At 40.3% G+C, this 21943-nt stretch carries 15 protein-coding genes and 4 pseudogenes; 11 read left to right on the forward strand and 8 right to left on the reverse strand.

Annotation, left to right across the window (positions count from 1 at the left end):
• Positions 1-378 precede the first annotated feature (378 nt).
• On the forward strand, positions 379-1182 hold the full coding sequence (locus tag N1I86_RS08240) for a glycosyltransferase family 8 protein (RefSeq protein ID WP_003354899.1): 804 nt from the start codon (positions 379-381) through the stop codon (positions 1180-1182).
• A gap of 569 nt (positions 1183-1751) precedes the next feature.
• Here N1I86_RS08240 and N1I86_RS08245 read toward each other — a convergent pair.
• On the reverse strand, positions 1752-2327 hold the full coding sequence (locus N1I86_RS08245; protein ID WP_341095880.1) for a polysaccharide deacetylase family protein: 576 nt from the start codon (positions 2325-2327) through the stop codon (positions 1752-1754).
• A gap of 1013 nt (positions 2328-3340) precedes the next feature.
• Here N1I86_RS08245 and pepT point away from each other — a divergent pair.
• The 4 genes and pseudogenes from pepT (at position 3341) to N1I86_RS08265 (ending at position 8484) form a co-directional block, all read left to right on the forward strand.
• Positions 3341-4579 (forward strand): peptidase T, encoded by a 1239-nt coding sequence (gene pepT, locus N1I86_RS08250; RefSeq protein WP_003354897.1) that lies wholly within the window; start codon positions 3341-3343, stop codon positions 4577-4579.
• Positions 4580-4860: 281 nt separating this feature from the next.
• On the forward strand, positions 4861-5982 hold the full coding sequence (locus N1I86_RS08255; RefSeq protein WP_003354896.1) for a 5-methyltetrahydropteroyltriglutamate--homocysteine S-methyltransferase: 1122 nt from the start codon (positions 4861-4863) through the stop codon (positions 5980-5982).
• A 271-nt stretch (positions 5983-6253) separates the two neighbouring features.
• Entirely contained in the window at positions 6254-7150 is an 897-nt protein-coding gene (locus N1I86_RS08260; RefSeq protein WP_341095881.1) for a DMT family transporter, read from the forward strand.
• A 143-nt stretch (positions 7151-7293) separates the two neighbouring features.
• Positions 7294-8484, forward strand: a pseudogene (locus N1I86_RS08265) (oxalate decarboxylase family bicupin).
• A 376-nt stretch (positions 8485-8860) separates the two neighbouring features.
• Here N1I86_RS08265 and N1I86_RS08270 read toward each other — a convergent pair.
• Positions 8861-9316: pseudogene (locus tag N1I86_RS08270) on the reverse strand (ABC transporter ATP-binding protein); the annotation flags it as partial.
• A 35-nt stretch (positions 9317-9351) separates the two neighbouring features.
• Complete coding sequence (locus N1I86_RS08275; protein ID WP_327797384.1) at positions 9352-9987, reverse strand: TetR/AcrR family transcriptional regulator; 636 nt, start codon at positions 9985-9987, stop codon at positions 9352-9354.
• Between the two features lie 397 nt (positions 9988-10384).
• Here N1I86_RS08275 and N1I86_RS08280 point away from each other — a divergent pair, with 397 nt between their 5' ends.
• On the forward strand, positions 10385-10843 hold the full coding sequence (locus N1I86_RS08280; RefSeq protein WP_003354890.1) for a MarR family winged helix-turn-helix transcriptional regulator: 459 nt from the start codon (positions 10385-10387) through the stop codon (positions 10841-10843).
• A gap of 90 nt (positions 10844-10933) precedes the next feature.
• Positions 10934-12556 (forward strand): MDR family MFS transporter, encoded by a 1623-nt coding sequence (locus tag N1I86_RS08285; RefSeq protein WP_327797386.1) that lies wholly within the window; start codon positions 10934-10936, stop codon positions 12554-12556.
• A 429-nt stretch (positions 12557-12985) separates the two neighbouring features.
• Here the strand turns inward: N1I86_RS08285 and N1I86_RS08290 are convergent, their stop codons facing one another.
• On the reverse strand, positions 12986-14098 hold the full coding sequence (locus N1I86_RS08290) for an RNA-guided endonuclease TnpB family protein (protein ID WP_003353982.1): 1113 nt from the start codon (positions 14096-14098) through the stop codon (positions 12986-12988).
• A gap of 87 nt (positions 14099-14185) precedes the next feature.
• Here N1I86_RS08290 and N1I86_RS08295 point away from each other — a divergent pair, with 87 nt between their 5' ends.
• Both N1I86_RS08295 and N1I86_RS08300 read left to right on the forward strand, forming a co-directional pair.
• A complete protein-coding gene (locus N1I86_RS08295; protein ID WP_003352379.1) occupies positions 14186-14326 on the forward strand; it encodes a ribbon-helix-helix protein, CopG family in 141 nt (46 codons plus the stop codon).
• 318 nt (positions 14327-14644) lie between these two features.
• A pseudogene (locus tag N1I86_RS08300) lies at positions 14645-15868 on the forward strand (GntT/GntP/DsdX family permease); the annotation flags it as partial.
• A gap of 203 nt (positions 15869-16071) precedes the next feature.
• On the opposite strand, the gene N1I86_RS08305 reads toward N1I86_RS08300, so the two are convergent.
• Positions 16072-17445 (reverse strand): IS1380-like element ISGsp2 family transposase, encoded by a 1374-nt coding sequence (locus tag N1I86_RS08305; protein WP_044899598.1) that lies wholly within the window; start codon positions 17443-17445, stop codon positions 16072-16074.
• 93 nt (positions 17446-17538) lie between these two features.
• On the opposite strand from N1I86_RS08305, the pseudogene N1I86_RS08310 reads away from it, so the two are divergent.
• Positions 17539-17652: pseudogene (locus tag N1I86_RS08310) on the forward strand (GntT/GntP/DsdX family permease); the annotation flags it as partial.
• Between the two features lie 317 nt (positions 17653-17969).
• Positions 17970-19511, forward strand: coding sequence for a gluconokinase (gntK, locus tag N1I86_RS08315; RefSeq protein ID WP_187118564.1), 1542 nt, complete (start codon positions 17970-17972; stop codon positions 19509-19511).
• Between the two features lie 264 nt (positions 19512-19775).
• Here the strand turns inward: gntK and N1I86_RS08320 are convergent, their stop codons facing one another.
• From N1I86_RS08320 to ureG, 3 genes are read right to left on the reverse strand one after another with little or no spacing between them, the layout of a single operon-like run.
• A complete protein-coding gene (locus tag N1I86_RS08320; RefSeq protein ID WP_048624304.1) occupies positions 19776-20462 on the reverse strand; it encodes an urease accessory protein UreH domain-containing protein in 687 nt (228 codons plus the stop codon).
• 38 nt (positions 20463-20500) lie between these two features.
• Positions 20501-21316, reverse strand: coding sequence for an urease accessory protein UreD (locus N1I86_RS08325; RefSeq protein WP_341095883.1), 816 nt, complete (start codon positions 21314-21316; stop codon positions 20501-20503).
• Entirely contained in the window at positions 21313-21927 is a 615-nt protein-coding gene (ureG, locus tag N1I86_RS08330) for an urease accessory protein UreG (RefSeq protein ID WP_341095885.1), read from the reverse strand. The genes N1I86_RS08325 and ureG overlap by 4 nt, the downstream gene beginning before the upstream one ends.
• Between the last annotated feature and the right edge of the window lie 16 nt (positions 21928-21943).

A 21943-nucleotide genomic window follows, 5' to 3' on the forward strand; every position in this document is an offset into this window, starting at 1 on the left:
GAAAAGAAAGGGGCGCGGCTTGCCCCTTTTCTTTCATTATGAATCTAATAAATCTTCTCCATATCATGAAAAACACTATGTTATCGCTGTTGATGAAGGGGTACTTATGACCCCTTATGAATGAACAAATCTCACAATCTTCTATCAATCTATGAACGGTTAAAAAGAACCTTTTCAATTTTCCAAAATAATTTAGAAACCAAAGAAATAAAATGCCCCCGGATCCCCTTGTCTATACTCCCCTTTTCTCGTTCAAAACAAACGATTTTCCCATATTAGATTAGTTCTCATCTATGAAAAAATTTTCATTTTATAATAAAATGATATAAGACTGTTTTGTTTTTCTTAATAAAGGTAAATTCGTAAGGGTGTATGCACATGATGAACATTCTTGTGACACTGAATGCCAATTACTTACCCCCGCTGAAAGTACTATTACATTCACTGTTCTGCAACAACAAAGACGAGTCATTTTCCATCTATCTTCTATATTCCGACATACCGGATCAAGACATAAAAGCTTTGGAACAATACATAATCTCAAAAGGACATCGTTTCACTCCTATATTCGTAGATTCGAAATGGTTTCAAGATGCACCTGTATTTCGGCACTACACATCCGAAATGTATTATCGGCTGGCCGCTTATCAATTTTTGCCGGAGGATGTCGATCGAATATTGTATCTTGATCCGGATATTGTTTGTATTAATCCGATCACAGATTTTTATTGGACCGATTTTGAAAATTGCTTATTTGTCGCTGCCGAGCACGAACATTCCGCTAAAATGGCGCGGGCAATCAACAAATTGCGTTTGCGTACACCAAATGCGAAGGGCTATTTTAATACAGGTGTGTTGTTGATGAACATGGCGTCTATCCGAAAAGAAGTGAATATCGAAGAGATCTACCAGTTTATCGAAAAAAACAAATTAAAACTCGTTCTCCCAGACCAAGATGTATTGAATGCTTTATATTGGGATAAAATCAAGCCGGCAGACAGCCTGAAATACAATTATGATGCCCGCTATTATGAACTTTCGAAACTGATCCCTAAGCGAAAACACTCTATCGACTGGATTCGCCGCAACACCGTTTTAATCCATTATTGCGGAAAAGACAAACCTTGGCATAAACAGTACAAAAATGAACTCAAGTGTTTTTACGATCAATATAAGGAATGAAGATTTCAGAATAACGGAACCATAAAACATTGTTAACACTACAGACAATATTATTTTAATGTCTCTCATTCCAAGACTTTCAAGATAAAAAAGTAAGAGCTGTATGCGAAGATCTACGCGTACAGCTCTTTCGTTCTGTGGTGAAAAGGGTTAGAAACGCCCCATCTCTACTCGAATTTTGTTTATTAAAATTCGTTTAATTGGAATGTCTTTTCCGTAATTCGACACTAAATCCAATGATGCCAATAAGACCAGAAATAGCAAAAGTGAAAGGAATTACAGGTAGAATGAAATGACGGTGTTTCAAGAAACAAGCGATACACCCCATAAACGCATACAATAAGAGAACTTATTAACCCGATTACAGTCCTTGTCTTTATTTTGAATACCTCGTAGAACTTATGGAAAATTTTATATGGTTATATGAACACGCTTATTCAATATATTGGCAAAGTCGCTAACATGATAACAGGAATCTGCTAATATTTTCTTTTTTTCCTAAAATCACCAATGAAGTGATGTAAACCTCAATAGTTTACATATAGTATGAATGTCCACCCATTTTCAGACTAATTGTTTTTCCATTTTTGCAACTGATTCACCGTGACGAATTTGTAGCCTTCTTTGGACAAGTCCGCTAATATTCCTTCAATGGCTTTTAACTCTTTTCCCGTATCGTCATACATTGGATGCATCAAAATAATAGACCCGGGTTTCACGTTTTTCTTTACATAATCGACTTTGTCAGAAACGGAAGTATAATAGGTGTCTGGTTCAAGATTCCAAGTAATGGTATCCATGTAATGTTTATTTAAGTAATACGGTAATCCCACCAGTTTTTTGCCATTAGGTGGTCGAAAATCGATGGGCTCTTTATAACCTGTTTTTCTGATTAACGTATTGGTTTTTTCAATTTCCTGTTGAATAAAGGAAGGGGTTTTAAAGACCATTCGCTTATGAGAATAGCTATGATTGCCAATTTGATGTCCTGCTTGTGCTATTTTCTTTCCTTCCTCCAGATTCTTTTCCAACTCATGCCCAATGACAAAAAAAGTGGCTTTCGCATTGTATTTATCCAAAAGAGGCAACAGTTGATCGACATTCTTTGTAGGCCCATCATCGACTACAAAAATTCTTTTTTTCATACATTTACCTCTACTTCTTATTTAGTTTTAATGAAATGTTTAAAGATCATATTATTATATCAAAAATCGTATGGCATAGATTTTAATTGAGAAAGCCTAAACATTCGGTCGATTCAAAGCCTTGAAAATCGAGTAGGAGGGAGCGATGAACTCCCGTCCTCTCACACCACCGTACGTACGGTTCCGTATACGGCGGTTCAATTAAGATAATTGACGCTAGTCTTTATAACTTCCGTGAATAGCTGTTCTCTTTATGCCAGTGGTCACTCCACCCTCCAAGAGGTCTCCCACGGGATTCACCGCTTCCTCCCTCAAGTGAGGTACTACGTTTTCTGTGTTCATCATGACTCACTGAATACCAAGGGCTATTCTCTCTTAATTGTTCGGTCCTTCTTAGTTGTTCTAGACCAACTAATACTATGACCTCTGCTGACTTCTGACGGTTCAGCTACTTATCACTAAGTAGGTTATGAAGAGTACTTCACCTATCCGCCAGACCTCCCCGGGTAAGTACATGCACTTTCACACCATCTATCCGCCTCATTTACTCGATATGACCTTCGACAGAAAGAGCTTTGTTTTGTTATGCAAACTCACTCCATCATACCTAGCCTTATATGAGGTTTGTTCCTCGGACCGGTGTTTTGCCTCCAGCTTCCTTCAGATTCCGCGTCACCACGGACACCCTTGCTCTTGGCTAACCTCTACTTCTGTCTTCGGGGTTCGGGACTTACACCCTATAGTTCATGTACATGCCGGGCGCACATAAAGAAGCGAGTGCTAAAAACCATTGTTGGACTTAAAATAAAATTTTTCTTGCATTTTGGATCAAAATCTCAATCGGCTTACGAGTTTCATTGAAAACGATCTTTGTCAGCAAAAAAGAAGGTGTTCGCGTGAAAAAAAGGAAAATAAAAAATTGTTGGTTTTCTCGATTGTAGAAAACATCCGAGAAAGTATGTATCCTCTCGGAAGAGTATAATATAAAATAAAACGTGAGGAGATGAACGAAAATGAAAAAGGAAGTAATGGAAAGATTTATTTCTTATGTCAAAGTGGACACTCAATCTGATGAAAACAGCAACACTTGTCCATCTACTCCCGGCCAGTGGACGCTTGCCCGCATGCTTGTGGACGAATTAAAAGCGATCGGCATGGAAGATGTGACAGTGGATGAAAACGGCTATGTGATGGCCACCCTTCCGGCCAATACGGAAAAAAATGTCCCGACCATTGGATTTTTGGCCCATCTGGATACAGCGACTGATTTTACCGGTGCCGGCGTTCAACCGCAAATTGTCGAAAACTATGACGGCGGTGACATTATCTTAAATAAATCTCTAAATGTCGTACTTTCGCCAAAAGATTTTCCTGAACTGGCCAACTATAAAGGCCACACGTTGATTACCACTGACGGCACCACTCTTCTCGGCGCCGATGATAAAGCAGGGATTGCCGAGATCATGACGGCTATGGCTTATTTATTGGATCATCCAGAAATTAAGCACGGAAAAGTAAGAGTGGCGTTTACACCGGATGAAGAAATTGGAAGAGGTCCTCATAAATTCAATGTAGACGCTTTTGATGCAAAATATGCTTACACAGTGGACGGTGGCCCGCTCGGCGAACTGGAGTATGAAAACTTTAACGCTGCCGCTGCCAAAATTACGATCAAAGGCAACAACGTACATCCCGGAACAGCGAAAGGGAAAATGGTGAACTCGACAAAGATTGCCATGGAACTCCATCGTAAACTGCCGGAAAAGGAATCACCTGAATATACGGAAGGATACGAAGGATTCTATCATTTGCTTGCGATCAACGGTGATGTCGAACAAACAACTTTGCACTACATCATCAGGGATTTTGATCGAGAACAATTCAACGCCCGAAAAGCCCAATTAGAAAAGATTGTAGAAGAATTCAGAAATATATACGGGAAAGATAATATTTTGTTGGAACTCAAAGATCAATATTATAATATGAAAGAAAAAATCGAACCGGTCAAAGAAATTGTCGACATTGCGTACGAAGCGATGAAAAATTTAGACATTGAACCGAAAGTTACACCGATCCGAGGAGGTACCGACGGCGCACAGCTATCGTACATGGGCCTCCCGACACCTAATCTTTTTGCAGGCGGAGAAAACTTCCACGGCAAATATGAATACATTTCCGCCGACAATATGGTAAAAGCAACGAACGTGATTATTGAAATCATCAAACTGTTTGAACAAAAGGCCAATGCATGATCCTTACCGTTATGTTTTGGCTAAAAAACACATCAAACGAACCCATCTTACATCTGGGTTCGTTTTTCTTTTTACAGACAATCAGAAAACAGAATTTTGGTAGAAAAGAAGCTAAGATCCTTCAATTTCTTTTTGAAATAGGGCCTCATTTCCGAGAAATAGAATCAAGTATGCAGAAACGATCGATATGACAGGCCTGTTTTATGTTTCAAAATATTTACTTCTATCTGAATATTTGATACCATTTAATTTAATTATTTAAAGGAAGGAAGGGAACAACTTTGGAACAACACACAATTCAATCACTGCAAACCAAAAAACCGCCGTTTCGTGCGGATCAAGTGGGCAGCTTGTTAAGATCAAAACGGATTCAAAAAGCTCGTTCTCAAAGAGCAGCAGGCGAAATAACAGCTGACCAATTGCGGCTGATTGAAAATGAAGAAATCGCACGGATCGTTGAAAAACAAAAAGAAATCGGACTTCAAGCCGTGACAGATGGTGAATTTCGCCGAGCATGGTGGCACTTTGATTTCCTTGAAAACCTTGACGGTGTGGAAGGCTATGAAACAGAAAGCGGTCTCTCATTTCATCAAATGCAAACAAAGTCTCATGGAATTAAGGTGACAGGAAAATTGGATTTCACAGACCACCCTATGCTGGAAGATTACCGATATCTCCATAGCATCGCCGGCAGCCATATTGCTAAAATGACCATTCCAAGTCCAAGTATGCTTCATTTAAGAGGCAAAATCGAAAAAACCGCTTACGGGGACGAAGAAGAATTTTTCCATGATTTAGCTAAAACTTATCAAAAGGCGATACAAGCTTTTTATGATGCGGGCTGTCGCTACTTGCAGCTCGATGATACGTCTTGGGGCGCCCTGTGTTCAACCGAGAAAAGAGAAGAAATGCTGGCTCAAGGAGTAGACCCCGATCAATTGAGCACTACATACATGAAGTTAATAAACGAAGCTGTGGCGGTCCGTCCGGATGATATGACGATTACCATGCACATTTGCCGTGGCAATTATCGCTCGACATGGTTTTCTTCCGGCGGCTATGAGCCGGTAGCAGAAGTCCTGTTTAACGGATTGAATATAGACGCCTTTTTCCTCGAATATGACAGCGACCGAGCCGGCGGCTTTGAACCGCTCCGATTCGTGAATCGATCCGATTTGAAAATTGTGCTCGGCTTAATCACATCAAAAGCGGGAGAACTGGAAAATCCAGACGATATTAAACGGCGCATTGATGAAGCCTCCCATTATGTTGATTTAAACCAATTATGTTTAAGCACACAGTGCGGTTTTGCTTCAACAGAAGAAGGCAACTTGTTAACGGAAGAACAGCAATGGGCGAAACTGCGCCATGTCGTTCAAATTGCCCAAGATATATGGAAATAATAAAATGAATTTATAAAGACATATCATTCCGGCATTCACGGGTGATATGTCTTTTTATCAATGAAACCGAAACGTCGATTTTATGTTCTCTAAACAACACCGCCCCCCACTCTGTAACGGATCGATTTCCCATCAACACAAAATGATTTAAAACATTTCAAAAGGATCATGAACGGAAATTGTTTTTTTATTTTTGTGAATGCACTCAATGAATCTTTAGGAACTATTGTATAGATTCATTGAAATACGGAAAGAAAAGCGAGGAATAGCGATGAAAAAATACCAAGTCTTTTTGTTTCTAGTCCTAGCCAATTTATTTTGGGCAGGTAATTATGTGTTCGGAAAATATGTAGTGGCCGAAATGTCTCCTTTACAAATGACATTTTCCCGTTGGGTGATTGCGATCTTTCTTTTATTCCCTCTCGCTCATTGGATTGAACGTCCGGATTGGAAAAACGTTTGGAACCAGTGGAAAATTCTCATCGTTCTGTCGCTGTTGGGGATTTTAGGGTATAACCTTCTTTTATATGAGGCCTTGCGGTTTACGACCTCCTTAAATGCAGCGCTGGTCAATTCGATCAATCCGGCAGTCATCGTCCTTTTTTCCGCCATTCTTTTAAATGAAAGAATTTCGCTGGTGAACGGCTTCGGCCTCGTCATTTCCCTTCTGGGGGTTCTTCTTGTTTTAACGAAAGGACACTTGGAGCAAATTTTTCTCATTGACTATAACCGAGGCGATCTCCTCATGCTCTTGGACATCCTCGTTTGGACGTTTTATTCCATTTTAGGGAAAAAGATTCAAAACGTTCCCCCCATTTCTGCTACTGCGGTATCCGTTCTATTGGGATTAGTGATGCTTCTTCCTTTTATTCTTGTTTCCGGCGTCCACTTTCCTCTTAGCAAAGAAGCCGCGATAGGAATCTTATATATTGGAATTTTTCCCTCCGTCGGATCTTTTGTTTTCTGGAATGCGTCCATTCGGGAAATTGGCCCCAGCCGAGCGGGAATTTATTTGAATTTGATCACGGTATTTACCGCTCTTCTAAGCCTGCTCATGGGGAACCCTATTACTTTCGTGCAGATTTTAGGAGGACTCCTCGTCTTTATCGGCGTCTATCTGTCCAGCCAAAAAAGAAGGCAAGAACAGGCCGCCCTGTTAAACCAATAAAAAATAAGTACGAAATAGCGACACATAAATAGATTTCACCAACTAAATGCAAGCCATAAAGAATAAAACATACACACAACAAAGCGATCATAGAATGGAGATAAGTGACTTATTGCATGATCTGAGGAAGGGGAGCGTGTTTCATGGACAATCGAACTCGGAATCAGCATTATTATGGCCATGTGCCTCATCCTATAAGAGATGATGGCGCCGGTGCAACCGATTTCGGTCCGCGGGTCATCATGAGGGACCTGGAGAACCCCGACATGCTGGTTCCGCCTGCCACCGATGCCGGAACGATCCCTAACTTGAAGTTCTCTTTTTCCGACACCAATATGCAGTTAAATCATGGTGGTTGGTCACGAGAAGTAACGGTAAGACAGCTGCCGATCGCAACCACACTGGCAGGCGTGAACATGCGTCTGACCCCTGGGGGTGTTCGTGAGCTGCATTGGCATAAACAAGCGGAATGGGCCTTCATGATTATGGGCCGGGCGCGCATCACCGCCGTCGATCAGAACGGTCGGAACTTTATTGCGGACGTCGGCCACGGGGATCTATGGTACTTTCCCCCCGGCATTCCACACTCCATCCAAGGGCTTGAAGAAGGCTGCGAGTTTCTGCTTGTTTTCGATGACGGCAACTTCTCCGACTTCGACACCTTCTCCATCTCAGATTGGTTCGCGCACACACCGAAAGACGTACTGTCCGCAAATTTCGGCGTATCAGAAAACGCCTTTTCTCATATACCCAAAAAACAACGATACATTTACCAATCAAAAGTTCCCGGTCCTTTGGAGAGCCAAAAGATACCGGACCCTTATGGAACGGTGCCCAAAAGCTTCACACACCGGTTGCTTGCGCAGGAACCGCTCGTCACTCCGGGCGGGACAGTGCGTATAGTCGATTCCACCAACTTCCCCATTTCAACTACCGTTGCGGCGGCATTGGTAGAAATCAAGCCAGGCGCTATGAGGGAAATGCATTGGCACCCGAATAACGATGAATGGCAGTATTACCTATCGGGCACGGGACGCATGACCGTATTCGCAGCAAATGGCAAGGCGCGAACTTTCAATTACCGGGCCGGCGATGTAGGATATGTGCCGTTCGCCTTCGGACACTACATCCAGAACACCGGTGACCAAAGCCTATGGTTTCTGGAGATGTTCAAGAGTGACCGTTTTGCCGATGTGTCACTAAATCAGTAGATGGCGCTTACTCCTCGGGAGCTGGTAGCGGACAACTTGCATGCAGGACCAGAATTGATGAACGCACTACGTAAAGAAAAATGGCCGGTTGTTAAATACTCCTATCAACAACGACAAGTTTAATACGACCAAACCGTTGATCATTTCTGTGAGCTGTCTGCCGACTCCAAAATCAGCTGTCGCTTATAATGATTTTTTACATCACAAACAAAAGGAAAGATTGATAAATCCTGTGTATTCGCTAAGTCTCACTCCTTGCCCCCCATCTTCAATCTCCCAGTGAGCAGATCTTGCCTCCGCAAATGGTTATCCATGATTCATTTCACTTTATTTGAATCATTCACTGTTACACAAAGATTTCGCAACTTTATCCTATTGAACCAACAAGCACAACGCATTTTATCCGGTTATAAAAGACAAGTTTAAACCATGACTTTTTAGTCATGGTTTTCGCTCTTTTTGTCAATAACTGATTATCAATTTATTTTTTATATCAAAAAATCATCAGCTTTGGCTCATGGAGCAGCGCTTGAACGATCCCAACCTTCTTTTTGTTCCCCAAAGATAAATCATCTATTTTTTTATTCAGATCCAAATCCATTATTTCAGCTAATTCTTTCATTCTCTTGCTGCAATCTTTTTTATAAAAGCTAGCTGAATATTTCAGCAAATCTATCACCTTCATATTGTCATAATAAAAAACTTCTGAAGGCAAATAGCCGATGTCTTTTTTGATTTCAGGAGCATATTTTATACAGTCTTTTCCGAAAATCTTGGCATTTCCGCTTGTCGGATAAATGAGAGACAATAACGTTCTTATAGTCGTCGACTTTCCCGCACCATTTGGTCCGATGAATCCAAAAATCTCCCCTTGTTCAACCGTAAAACTAATATCCGTAATTCCTCTTGCCTTTCCATAGGTTTTCGTCAAGTGGTTGATTTCAATGACATTCATTCTTTGAACCCCCTTTTTTAATAATGCAGACTTTCTCAATCTTCGGTTTCATCATAAAAAGATTCCTTAAGCAGATTTAAATAATGATCCATTTCCGATAATATTTCATCCATATCGAAATGCTTCAAAGAGAATTGCTTCATCTTTTTTTGCTGTTCATTTGATAATCCTTCCATCGTCCACATGATAATTTTGATAGCTCTGTTTATATCAAGGCCTTGTTTAAATTTTGAAGTATCAATATCGGTAAATAATTTTTGATAGCTGCTGACCAATATTTCGTTATTCCTTTGCTCTAACTCTTTTTTTACCTCGTCGGATTCTTCTTGAGAGGCGGCTATAAAGAAATTGAAGATATCGGGATATTTCTTCATTAATTCAAATTCCAGGACTGCGCATTCTCGCCATCTCATGAACAAGTCTTTTTCATTCCAATCGATTTTCGCGTAAAACTCATCCATGATCATCTCTACAAAATAGTCATACAAAAATAAAAACAATTCCTTTTTATTTTTGAAATAGTGAAAAAGCAGCCCTTTTGAGATATTGGCTTCTTTTACAATCTCATTAGTGGACGCTTTTTCATAACCATGTTTGGCAAATTCTTTTAGTGCCGCATTTAAAATTCGTTCTTGCTTTTCTGGATTTATTTGAAAGAAATTGGAAAACAAATGATGATCCCCCCATTTATTTACCGTTATTGACCGATTTGGTCAATTTCATCATAATTCTATTGACCAATTAGGTCAATAGAATATAAAATGAAATTTCCTGATTCATCCTATCCTCAAGAGGAATGTTCAAAACTTGATCGGAATATCATATAAAGTTTTGTGGAAAAAATACCGTTTGTATGAAAAGGTTCATCCTGCAGATTTTTTTGACATGAAAAAAGAACGAAAAGTAGAGGATGTTTCCATAAATGAGTGAATATAACTCGTTAGTATTTAAAAAAATCGTTGATTTTTATTTCAATAGCCTTTATATTTAATGGCATGGAATTTTATATACAGTAAATATTTATAAAATGTAAATTTACCTCCAATAATTAGTAAGGAGAATCCGATTATGGGGGATATTTGTGACTACATTGCACGAATCCAATCGGCCAGTCATCTTGTTTACCAAAAAATACATCCGGAAATGTCGGAAAGTCTACATGATCATGGAATAACACCTACACAACTGTTTGTTCTGTCTTTATTAAAAACGCAAGGAAGATGTAACATTTCTCAATTAGCCGACCACCTGGGTGTAAAACCAAGTGCCGTAACATTTATGATGGATCGCCTTGAACAGAACAAACTCATTATGCGCGAGCATGATCAAAAGGATAGAAGAGTGGTCAATATTAGACTGACCAAACAAGGAGAAAATATGTTGGAAACCATTTTGGAAAACAGAAAAGCCATCATAACCAAATACCTTTCCTATTTGACAGAAGATGAACTTTCGTTTATGGCGGAGACTGCCGAAAAACTTGCAAATTACACAGAAAAAGAACAAATAGAAGAACGTACAGACTGAAAGATAAAGGATCAACATGTTGTTTCGTTAACTTAAGATAACGAAACATCCCGTTTATAGATGATACAAAAGAAAAAAGGAGCTATGGATATGGATAAAACGATGGATACAAATCATAATCGTACGATATTATTGATTGGTCTTATTATTGCGATGTTCTTTTCTGCGCTTGACGGAACCATTGTGGGAACCGCTATGCCAAAAATCGTAGGAGACCTAGGCGGATTAAGTATGATGACATGGCTTACTACCGCTTATTTGCTTACTTCTACTACTATTGTTCCGATCGCAGGAAAATTATCGGATTTATTAGGCCGCAGAGTGGTATATGTTGCAGGACTGATTATTTTTATGGGGGCATCAGCACTTTGCGGAATGGCCCATAACATGACAGAGCTAATTATCTATCGTGGAATACAAGGAATTGGCGGCGGAATCATGATGCCGATGGCTATGATTGTCATCGGGGATACATTTACAGGAGAGCAGCGCGCCAAATTCCAAGGAATTTTTGGCGGAATTTATGGCCTCGCTTCTGTCATTGGTCCGCAAATCGGCGGATGGATTGTCGACTCATTAAACTGGAAATGGGTATTTTATATCAACCTCCCTGTTGGAATTTTAGCCACCATCTTTATCGCCTTAGGATTACAAAAACACAAACATACAGGCCCTATTCACTTTGACATTGCCGGTATGTTTACGATGATGGTCGGAACCGTCAGCTTGCTTCTGGCGCTTAGTTTAGGCGGAAAAGACTACGATTGGAATTCATGGCAAATTATCGGTCTGTTTGCATTGGCAGCCATCGGTTTAGTGAGTTTCGTGATCGTGGAAAGGAAAGCGAAAGAACCGATTCTTCCTTTGCATTTGTTCAGAAATAGAACATTCGTTTTCTTGAATTTAATTGGATTCTTTATGACGATTGGAATGTTTGGAGCCGTTACGTTTGTTCCGTTTTTTATGCAAGGCATTATTGGAGTCAGTGCTACTCAATCCGGAACGATCATGACACCGATGATGATTTCCATGATTATTACAAGCATTATCGGCGGCCAGCTCGTTTACAAGATGGGCATCAAACTGCAAATCATGATAGGGATGTTCATTATGGCCGGTGGACTCTTTTTATTAACTACTTTAGATATGGATACAAGCAAGTTAGTCGCAACATCTTATATGGTTGTGATAGGTTTAGGGTTAGGGTTCGTGATGCCAACAATTACTTTGGCTCTTCAAGAAAGTTTTTCAAAGCAAGAACTGGGGGTTGTCACCTCTTCCAGCCAATTTTTCCGTTCTATTGGAGGTACCTTTGGCATTACCGTTTTAGGAGCTGTCATGAATAGCACATCCGGTACATTATTGACAGACAAACTAGTTCCATTTTTAAATACATTGCCTGCACAGGCGGGACCTATCGTATCAAAATTTAAACAGATGATAGCAGACAATCCAGAAGGTTTGTTCCAAATGCTCTTTAATCCAAAAACGTTGAAACAGATGCCTCCTGAATTGTCCAATCAAATGGTGCCGATTTTAAAAACATCCTTAATGGATTCCTTGCATAGCGTGTTTTTTGTAGGTTTATGGTTTGTCGTAGCTGGAGCAGCGTGCACCCTTTTCTTAAAACAAATCCACTTGTCGAACAAAAAAGGTGAAAAAGAATCGAAACTGAAAAATAGAAAAAAAGTCGTTGCTACCAATTCGAATTAAATGAACGAAAATATCATTCATCAAAGGGCTGTTTGCAATGATTTCAATATAACAAGTTCCATCTTTTCTTAGCAACAGCCATGCGAAAAGAAGCCGTCCATTTGGATAGCTTCTTTTTTCGTTTGGCGAAGTAATAGTTCACTTATTTTTTTTGCAAAAACAACTGCTCTTGTGTAATCAACGCCGTCTAATAAAACACTCCCAAGAAACTTATCAAATAATGCCTCCTATCTCCCTAAAATTGGAACAGTTATGGGAAACCACTTGAAAAAATCCTTCTTTTTCAAAAGCTGAGCTGAATGATTTCATGTGAACTACCCTCCACTTATCAACCTTACGGTTTGATTGAAGTGGGGGCTTCTCGGGTAGTCCCGTCTAATGACAGAAAATTGACCGAGCTAACCCTCTCGTTCCGAAAGTTATTATTCTTTATGCTAATAAGCGTAATCCCTCATTTTTGATATTGATTGCTGAATTGTGATCGCGATCTAATACAAAGCCGCAAGAACATTTATATACACGTTCAGATAATGGCATTTCTTTTTCCTTGCCGCAACATGAACACTTCTTAGTGGAGGGAAACCACTTATCAATTTTCACAAGTTGTTTCCCCTGTTCTTTTAGCTTATACGCTAAGAAAGTAGTGAACATCCCCCAGCCGTTATCATGAACGCTTTTTCCAAAGTTGAGGGCTTGAGACATGCCTTTCATGTCTAAGTCCTCAATAATCACAGCGTCATAGTTTGTTGCTAATTCTTTTGACTTATGATGAAGAAAGTTTCTGCGCTGATTCGCTGTCTTTTCATGTAGCTTAGCCACTTTCAGGTGTTGTTTTTCCCATCTTGCAGAACCTTTCTTTCTTCGAGAAAGAATTCGTTGTGCTTTTGCTAATTTATCTAAGGCTTGCCGATAGTAACGTGGGTAATTGGCTTTCTTACCCTGTTCACTCTCGACATATAGACCATCCATAGCAAAATCCAAACCAACAACTTTCTGTATTTTAACTGGACGAATATCTTTCTCATATTCTGTCAAAATTGAAATGTAGTATTTGCCTGTCTTTGTTTTAGAAATAGTGCAAGATTTGATTTTATAATCAGCAGGTATCTCTCTATGCTGTTTCATTTTTATTGGCTTTTTGATTTTTGGCAGTTTGATATGACCATTTTCTAGCTTAATATTTCCGTTGACCATATTAGTTGTATAGGATTGTTTTGCTTTACGATTTTTGAACTTTGGAAAATCCGCATTTCCTTCAAAGAAATTCTTATAAGCAGTCTGTAAGTTCATTTGTGCATTTGCCAAAGCTAAAGAATCCACTTCTTTTAGGAATGGAAATTCACTTTTATATTTTGCAGGGGTCGGAAACTTTTGCTTTTTAAGCAATTCTTTATCATCCTTGAACTTTTCATACGTTTCTTTGCGTTCAGCTAACATCTTATTGTAGACAAAGCGAACACAACCAAATGTCTTAGCTAATAATGCGGATTGTTCTTTGTTTGGTAACAAACGAAACTTGAAAGCTTTGTTTTGCTTGGCCATATCAATTCACCTCACTTTGTGCGGAAAAATTTCGTATATATTGATTATACCGTAAAAAATCCGTACAATCAATATGAGGTGATAATCATGAGAGAAGAGAAAGAACGTGTAGAAATTCGTATGCCTAAGACGATATTAGAAAAATTGGAGCAATATCAAAAAGAAAATGGGATTCCAACTAGAACAGCCGCAATCTTAGAATTGTTGAGAAAAGGATTGGAAAAATAACTTTGGCTAAAGCCAACCGAAATTCATCTCCCACCTACTCATTGGTGCTATTCGCACCTTCACATTCCTAGAGGATGGGAGACTTCTTTCGGAAAGACGTTAAATTTAAATAAAATTCTATTGATTTACGAAAAATTTTTTCATATAATTTACTTACAAAATGAAAATGCTTTCAATTATTAGTTGTGCTGCAGTGATCACATTCGGTCCCATCCGAAAAGGAAATTTGTGACCCCCTAACACAACAAGAACATGACAGTATATCGTTTTCAATTTTTTTGAAAACGATTACCGTATAAAAGGAAGGTGAAATGAAGTATGGATCTATATTTGTTGACCATTACATTTTTGGCCATTCTCATTGTTATTTTAGGAGTATCATGGTGGAAATGGCATGCGTTTATCAGCTTGCTTGTCGCCAGTTTGTTCTTAGCGATCATGTCCGGAATGTCCTTGGATAAAATCGTAACTGCCTATGAAACCGGAGTTGGGGGTGTATTAGGCCATTTAGTCGGAATTTTGGCATTAGGCATCATTTTAGGACAGATGATGTCAGAATCAGGCGCTGGAATGCAAGTGGCCAATTTCTTCGTTCGGCTTTTCGGTGTAAAGAAATTGCCCTGGGCCATGCTTCTTTCAGGGTTTATTATTGGAATTCCTGTGTTCTTTGAAGTCGGAATTTTGATTGTATTGCCATTAGTCATTTCTATTCATAAAACGACGAAACAAAACATTTTATTAATCGCTTTGCCTGTCATTGCCGGTTTATCGATCGTACACGGTCTTGTGCCGCCGCATCCGGGAGCGATTGCCGCGATCCAGATTTACAATGCCAATCTTGGAAAAGTGCTTCTTTATTCCTTGATTATTGCGCTTCCTGCAGCCATTATCGCAGGACCATTATTTGCCAAATGGGTTCATAAACGCGTCATTCCTGAAAGCGAACCGGAGTTAATTCGCGTCAATATGACAGCGAAAACATTACCTAGTACAGGACTTTCGTTCTTCATCATTTTATTGCCTGTATTGTTAATGATTTTATCGGCCGTTGCACCATATTTGCCACTGCCTAAAGGCTTCATGAAATTTTTCGAATTCATTGGAAGCCCTATCATTTCGCTTCTGATCGCTTGTTTCGCAGCATTCTACTTCCTTGGAATTCGTCAAGGAATGAGTAAAAAAGACATTAAGAAATTAACAGATCAATGCTTGCTGCCTGTTGGTTCCATCATTTTAATCATTGGAGCCGGCGGTGGATTTAAACAAATCCTTATCGATAGCGGTGTTGGTACGACCATTGGTCATATGTCCCAACATCTATCTCTGTCTCCCCTTGTTTTAGCCTTTATGATATCAGGATTAATTCGTATTGCTACAGGTTCAGCAACCGTCGCCTTAACCACAGCGGCTGGCATCGTTTCACCTATTATTGAACATATGTCCGGTGTCAATCTGGAATTGCTCGTGATCGCAACAGGTGCAGGTTCCTTAATGTTCTCACACGTAAACGATGCCGGATTCTGGATGGTAAAAGAATACCTGAATCCGTGATGAATTGAAATCGACTTTGATTTTGTTGTAATTTTGATGGATTGATAATCCATAAAACCCTTTTTATGCTTATGACCTATGTCATCTCTATTTCCGAAAATGGAACAAATCTCTTTTTTAGGTATACGAACCAAAAAAATAGACAAAAAAGCACAGGGAGTGACGTTGGACATTAGTGCACGAACATTCGTTCGTTATCTTGCCTCTCTCCATTTCTGATAGACGTTCAGTAGGGGCTCGCTATAGCCACTCCTTCGCGTCAGTTTCATCCAGATCTGTCGTGATCGACGGACGAGTCGCCCTGCCATCGTGATCACCGTCTGAATAATCGTCTTGATGCGGCGGCGTTTCACTTTGTGGTGCAACGGATGTCTCGGATCGCTTAATAGATCTTGTCCAATCAGACGAAGAAGATTGTAAACGAAGGCTCCCATGACCAACACGAGCGCATTCGTTTTCATCTTCCCAGATGGAAGCCGCTCTAAATCTAAGTCGCTCTTCAGTTCGCTATGAAACTGTTCGCATGTCGCATGGTCATGATACAACGCGAGCACATCGCTCATTCGAACATGCTCGTATCCTTTGAGCCGCACCCAATAGCTTTCCACTTCATAATCAGGAACGAGCATCAGCTGTCCATTGCGTTCCATCGTCCGTTCCGTCACTTGGGTGACTTGAACGTACGTATACGTGTTTCCATCGATCGCTGCCTTCTGTGGAAGGCATAGCTCATAGGTTTGTACTCCTTCGCTTTGTCCATCATCGACACGTTTGCCCTTTTGCGAAGCGATCTGGAACCAAAGCGCTTTCGATTCTCGGCGTAAGTTTCGCTTGATGACAAAGTCCACGTCTTCCTTTAGGCATACGTGCACATTCGCTTCTGCATCGTTTCCTGCATCCATGCGAACAAGCAGACGAGATGAAGTCAGTTGACGAGCTCGACGGATAGCGGTGACTAAAAACGAGGGCATGTTGTCTTGCACATGTTGTTTCCCTGGACGCAACTCGGCATGAACGAGATACCCTTCCTTCCCTGCATACGCAAACAACGGTGTAAAACCGTCAAATCCTTTATACGTTCGACTGACTCCTTCTTTTTTCGTATCGGAGTTGTCAAATGGGGAACCATCTATATCAAGGGGAAGCCATGTCGTCTTTCCTTTGGTCCAACAAGGGGACAAAGTGGCATGTCGTTGAATCAACAGACGTATGGACTCCTCCCAAAGAATCGTTTCGGTCATCGGAAGACAAGCGAGCTGATCGAGTCGTTGTCGCAAGGTTGGAGAGGAAGGCACGTGCTGAATCCCCATCGATGCCGAAAAGATATCGTCCTGACGATACGCTTCGATATGATCGAAATCCGTTTTTCCTGTGGCAAGCAAGCCAATCATCGAGCGAATGACATCGCTATGGGAAATGTGCACTTCTCGACGAACCGTTGGAAGCCGAAGTGCGTTTACCCGTTTATCCAGTTTCGTTCGATGGAGTAAGTAGCCAACGAGAGCAAGCCCAGCACTTGGGGTAATCGCTTCATCTGTCAATACAAACCGAATCGGGAAATCTTTCATCACATCACCTACTTGATGAAGAATCGTCAACGTCGTTTTTCCTTATCGTATCAACGGTTTGCGACCATTGTAAAGATGTTTTGTCACGGATTCAGGGAATATTTAGGATTATCCATGAAAGAAACGTTTAAAACATGGACCGTATTGGAAACAATCCTTTCATTTACCGCTTTTGCAGGCGCTTTGCTGCTTAATATGTTTGTATAAAAACAAAACTCCTTCTACACATCCGTAGAGGGAGTTTATCTCTTTGAGAATTCAACAACATGAGCTGATGAAAACAAAATAGGACAGAATATGGTATGATGCAAACGATGGCAGAAGATTGTAAAAAGGAAATGATGGAAAAATTTTTAATCCTTAAGAGATGGAGTGGCTTTAAACGGTTCATGTCATCAACCTGTGTAAAGAAAAGAACCGCTGAAAACAGCACTGGACCTTACTAATAATAGTTTGTTGCTAAAGAAAGGCGCTTATCGGAAAAGAGAGCACTTAGGTTGTCAGGTATTTGTAAGGAGGAAAAAATCATGAGTTCAAAATATGTAATCGGTGTAGATATTGGAACAACCAGTACAAAATCCGTTTTGTTTTCCGCAGAAGGATCCGTTATTTCAAGACATGGAATTGAATATTCTTTATTCTCCCCTACACCGGAAACGGCAGAACAAGATCCGGAAGAAATTTTCCGCGCTGTGGTCAACACCATTAAGAGAACGATACAAGATAGCCATGTTCAGCCATCTGATATTCTTTGCGTTTCCTTTAGTTCCGCCATGCACAGCGTCATTGCTGTGGACAAAGAAGGCAAGCCTTTAACGAATTGCATCACCTGGGCGGATAACAGAAGCGCAAAATGGGCCGAAAAAATAAAAAAGGAAATGAATGGCCATGAGATTTATCGGCGGACCGGAACGCCTATCCATCCGATGTCTCCTCTTTCTAAGTTGACATGGCTTCGAAATGAGCATCCCGAAATATTTGCACGCAGCTATAAATTCATATCAATAAAAGAATATATCTTTTATAAGCTATTTAAGGAATATGTGATAGATTATTCGATTGCCTCCGCAACAGGAATGTTTCATTTAAATTCCTTAAAATGGGATGAAGAGGCTCTACGTATCGCCGGTATATCAGAAGAACAGTTGTCACGTCCCGTACCAACCACTTATCGTTTAACAGGTTTGGATGAAACGTTTGCAAAAGAAATGAATTTGCACCCGTCCACTCCTTTTGTGGTAGGAGCCAGTGATGGCGTATTATCCAATTTAGGAGTAAATGCAATAGATCCCGGAGTTGTGGCTGTCACCATTGGGACAAGCGGTGCTATCCGAACCGTAACGAACCGCCCTGTAACCGATCCTAAAGAAAGAATCTTTTGTTATGCATTGACTGAAAACCATTGGGTCATTGGAGGCCCGGTCAACAACGGAGGCATGATTTTCCGATGGGTTCGCGATCAACTAGGTTCTTCAGAGGTCGAAACAGCGAAGCGTTTAGGGAAAGATCCATATGAAGTGTTGACAGAGATAGCGGCAAAAGTCAATCCCGGATCGGACGGATTATTATTTCATCCGTATTTAGCCGGAGAACGGGCTCCATTGTGGGATGCCAATGCAAGAGGCTCTTTCTTTGGATTAGGTTTGCATCATAAAAAAGAACATCTAATTCGTGCTGTTTTGGAAGGGGTTATTTTCAATTTATACACCGTTCTGCTTGCCTTAGAAGAATTAATAGGGGAACCGAAAAAAATTCAAGCCACCGGAGGCTTTGCCAGATCCCCACTCTGGCGTCAAATGATGGCGGACATCTTCGATCAAGAGGTATATATACCGGAAAGTTTTGAAAGTTCTTGTTTGGGAGCCGCCATCCTTGGCTTATATAGTCTAGGTGAAATTCATTCATTACACGTAGTATCTGAAATGGTAGGTGCCACCCACCACCATGTACCGAATCCAGAACATGTATCCGTCTATAAAGAATTAATTCCTATCTACATTCGTCTTTCTCGACTGTTAAAAGAAGAATATGAAAGTATTGCAGCATTTCAAAAGAAAAGAGTTTAAAGGCTCTTATTAGCAGAAATGAAGGCTATTGACATTGACAGATGAAAAAAGGGGAATCGTTCGTCAAATAACGATTCCCTTGTTTTTTATTTCCTAACCAAAAACGGTAAAGAGACCCCGCCCTTGCTTTTGGCTTAGAAAAAAGATCTCCAAGCATCTGTCAAACCGCCCATCATCCTGCCAATAGTTTTTAATACCGTTCGCCATTATGATGGAACGAATGATCTTATCATGATGCAGCAAAAAACATTTTCTTGTTCCCATTTACCGTATCCAAAGTTTAAATAAGCCTTCGGTTACACCTAAATTATACATATAATGAATTCCGAATACCGTGCTGATAAAGCCTGTTATTTGAATGAAGGCATTGTGAATACGAATCTTTTTGGCACTCAGTGTAAATGGGATCCCAATTAAAGTCGTAAAGCAAAGCATGCCCAAAACCGTTCCGGCGCCAAAAAACAGAATATAAAGAAGACCTTCCCATGCCTTTTCTACTGTACTCATTGTCAACAATACCATGGCTGCACTTCCGGCAAGTCCATGAATGATCCCAATAAAAAGAGATTTAACATAGGGAATCCCTTTATATGTATAAATAGGATGATCTGTATGAAGATGAAGACGTGAATGGGAATGTTCATGCGTTTTCTTAAGAGAAAGAATGGCTGAAATTCCAAAATAAACGAGTATGATTCCGACTAAAAACTCTAATGACATCGACCATTCTTGTGAAATTTTTTTCTTCATCAAAATAATAGTCATTCCAAATATAAGTAATGTGGATGTATGCCCGATCCCCCAAAAGACTCCGGCTAAAGAGGATCTCCAAAGTTTTTTGCTTTGACAAACAATCGTTGATACAGCTATCACATGATCCGGCTCCATAGCATGTTTTATTCCAAGAACGAATCCTAAAGTTAAAACAGAAAGCAAGTCTACTTGGTCCATCTATAAGCCTCCTAATATCATTTATTCCTCACCCTATCTCAATACTTTCGCCAAGTGACACCATTCTTGCCTAATAACTCTCGTCTGGCAAATGAATGAGCGCGAGAAATCATGTTCTCAATGATACCCGTACTACGTGCAAGTATACGTAAAATAATGCCGCTAGCCGGTAATGATGTCATACCAAATCGAACGTCGGAATCAAAAGCCTCCATTTCATCATATAAACGGTCAAGAAATGTTTTATCTGCTTTTGGATGAAAGATCAAAAAAGTGCCGATATGAGTATATCCGTCCATTTGCAGCATTCCGGACATATCTTCATCCGGCTCAAGCCGTAAATGATCAAACAACACAAGCCGGTCCTTTTTATATACTTTTAATTTCGAACGAATCCAATCATAAGGAAACAAACTCCCATCTTCCGCCCAACCCGGTGTAATGACATCGCTGTAAAAAAAACCGGCATCCTCTTCTATATGAACGGTCGTTTCTTGTATAAAACGTGCTTCTTTATAAGCAATTAAAGAATCCGGCAAGTATTCAAGAACGCTTCCTTTTTTTAAGTGAATGTTCGTTTTCTGAACAACAGGCTTCTTTGGTGTTTTATATACTTTTGTGGCGGATTGCGTTGTAACCGCCAGCTCAGCTTCTTCTTCCACGTTGAGATTGGTTAAATAAACATCCCCGTCTACATAGCCTCCGCCAACATGAATGAGATATAAGAAAGGTAGATCCTTTTCAAGATAAATGGGACGGCTCACTTTTAAGGCCCCTTCATGATAGCAAGATGAGATAATGGTTTTTTGCCGTTTTTTGGCGGCAGATACTTGTAATACTCCTGTATATTTCATGATTCCAATCCGTACAAAAGTGCATTGGTTTTAATCCATTCCAATACTTCTGCAAGACCGATTTCATCTTTTAAATTGGTAAAAATATATGGCTTATCCCCTCTCGCTGCCAGAGTATCGCGCTCCATAACCTCTAAACTGGCTCCAACGTACGGAGCGAGATCAATTTTATTGATGATAAAAAGATCCGATTTAATCATCCCTTGTCCACCTTTACGCGGAATTTTGTCCCCTTGCGCTACATCAATAATGTAAATAGAGAAATCGACTAGTTCCGGGCTGAATGTAGCGGCTAAATTATCCCCGCCGCTTTCGATAAATATCAACTCAAGATCGGGATGCCTTTCTTTTAGTTCATCAATGGCGGCAAAATTCATGGATGCATCTTCACGAATAGCTGTATGCGGACACCCTCCTGTTTCCACACCAATGACGCGATCTGCCGGCAGCACACCATGCTTCAGAAGAAATTGAGCATCTTCTTTCGTATAGATATCATTTGTCACAACGGCGATGCTCAATTCTTTATGCATGGCTCTCGTCAATTTTTCCACAAGCATCGTTTTTCCCGCTCCAACAGGCCCTCCGATTCCAATACGTATTGGTTCCACGTTTCTCACTCCTTAT

Origin of the sequence: Bacillus sp. FSL W8-0116, from assembly GCF_038003825.1 — a bacterium.
Lineage (GTDB): Bacteria > Bacillota > Bacilli > Bacillales > DSM-4216 > Bacillus_O > Bacillus_O smithii.

Excerpts from the sequence above, each read along its gene's own strand:
- N1I86_RS08295 (WP_003352379.1), top strand. The coding sequence starts at position 14,186 with ATGAGAGAAGAGAAAGAACGTGTAGAAATTCGTATGCCTAAGACGATA.
- N1I86_RS08280 (WP_003354890.1), top strand. The coding sequence starts at position 10,385 with ATGGGGGATATTTGTGACTACATTGCACGAATCCAATCGGCCAGTCAT.
- N1I86_RS08325 (WP_341095883.1), bottom strand. The coding sequence starts at position 21,316 with ATGAAATATACAGGAGTATTACAAGTATCTGCCGCCAAAAAACGGCAA.
- N1I86_RS08320 (WP_048624304.1), bottom strand. The coding sequence starts at position 20,462 with ATGGACCAAGTAGACTTGCTTTCTGTTTTAACTTTAGGATTCGTTCTT.
- N1I86_RS08285 (WP_327797386.1), top strand. The coding sequence starts at position 10,934 with ATGGATAAAACGATGGATACAAATCATAATCGTACGATATTATTGATT.
- N1I86_RS08290 (WP_003353982.1), bottom strand. The coding sequence starts at position 14,098 with ATGGCCAAGCAAAACAAAGCTTTCAAGTTTCGTTTGTTACCAAACAAA.
- N1I86_RS08305 (WP_044899598.1), bottom strand. The coding sequence starts at position 17,445 with ATGAAAGATTTCCCGATTCGGTTTGTATTGACAGATGAAGCGATTACC.
- N1I86_RS08260 (WP_341095881.1), top strand. The coding sequence starts at position 6,254 with ATGAAAAAATACCAAGTCTTTTTGTTTCTAGTCCTAGCCAATTTATTT.
- N1I86_RS08240 (WP_003354899.1), top strand. The coding sequence starts at position 379 with ATGATGAACATTCTTGTGACACTGAATGCCAATTACTTACCCCCGCTG.
- pepT (WP_003354897.1), top strand. The coding sequence starts at position 3,341 with ATGAAAAAGGAAGTAATGGAAAGATTTATTTCTTATGTCAAAGTGGAC.
- N1I86_RS08245 (WP_341095880.1), bottom strand. The coding sequence starts at position 2,327 with ATGAAAAAAAGAATTTTTGTAGTCGATGATGGGCCTACAAAGAATGTC.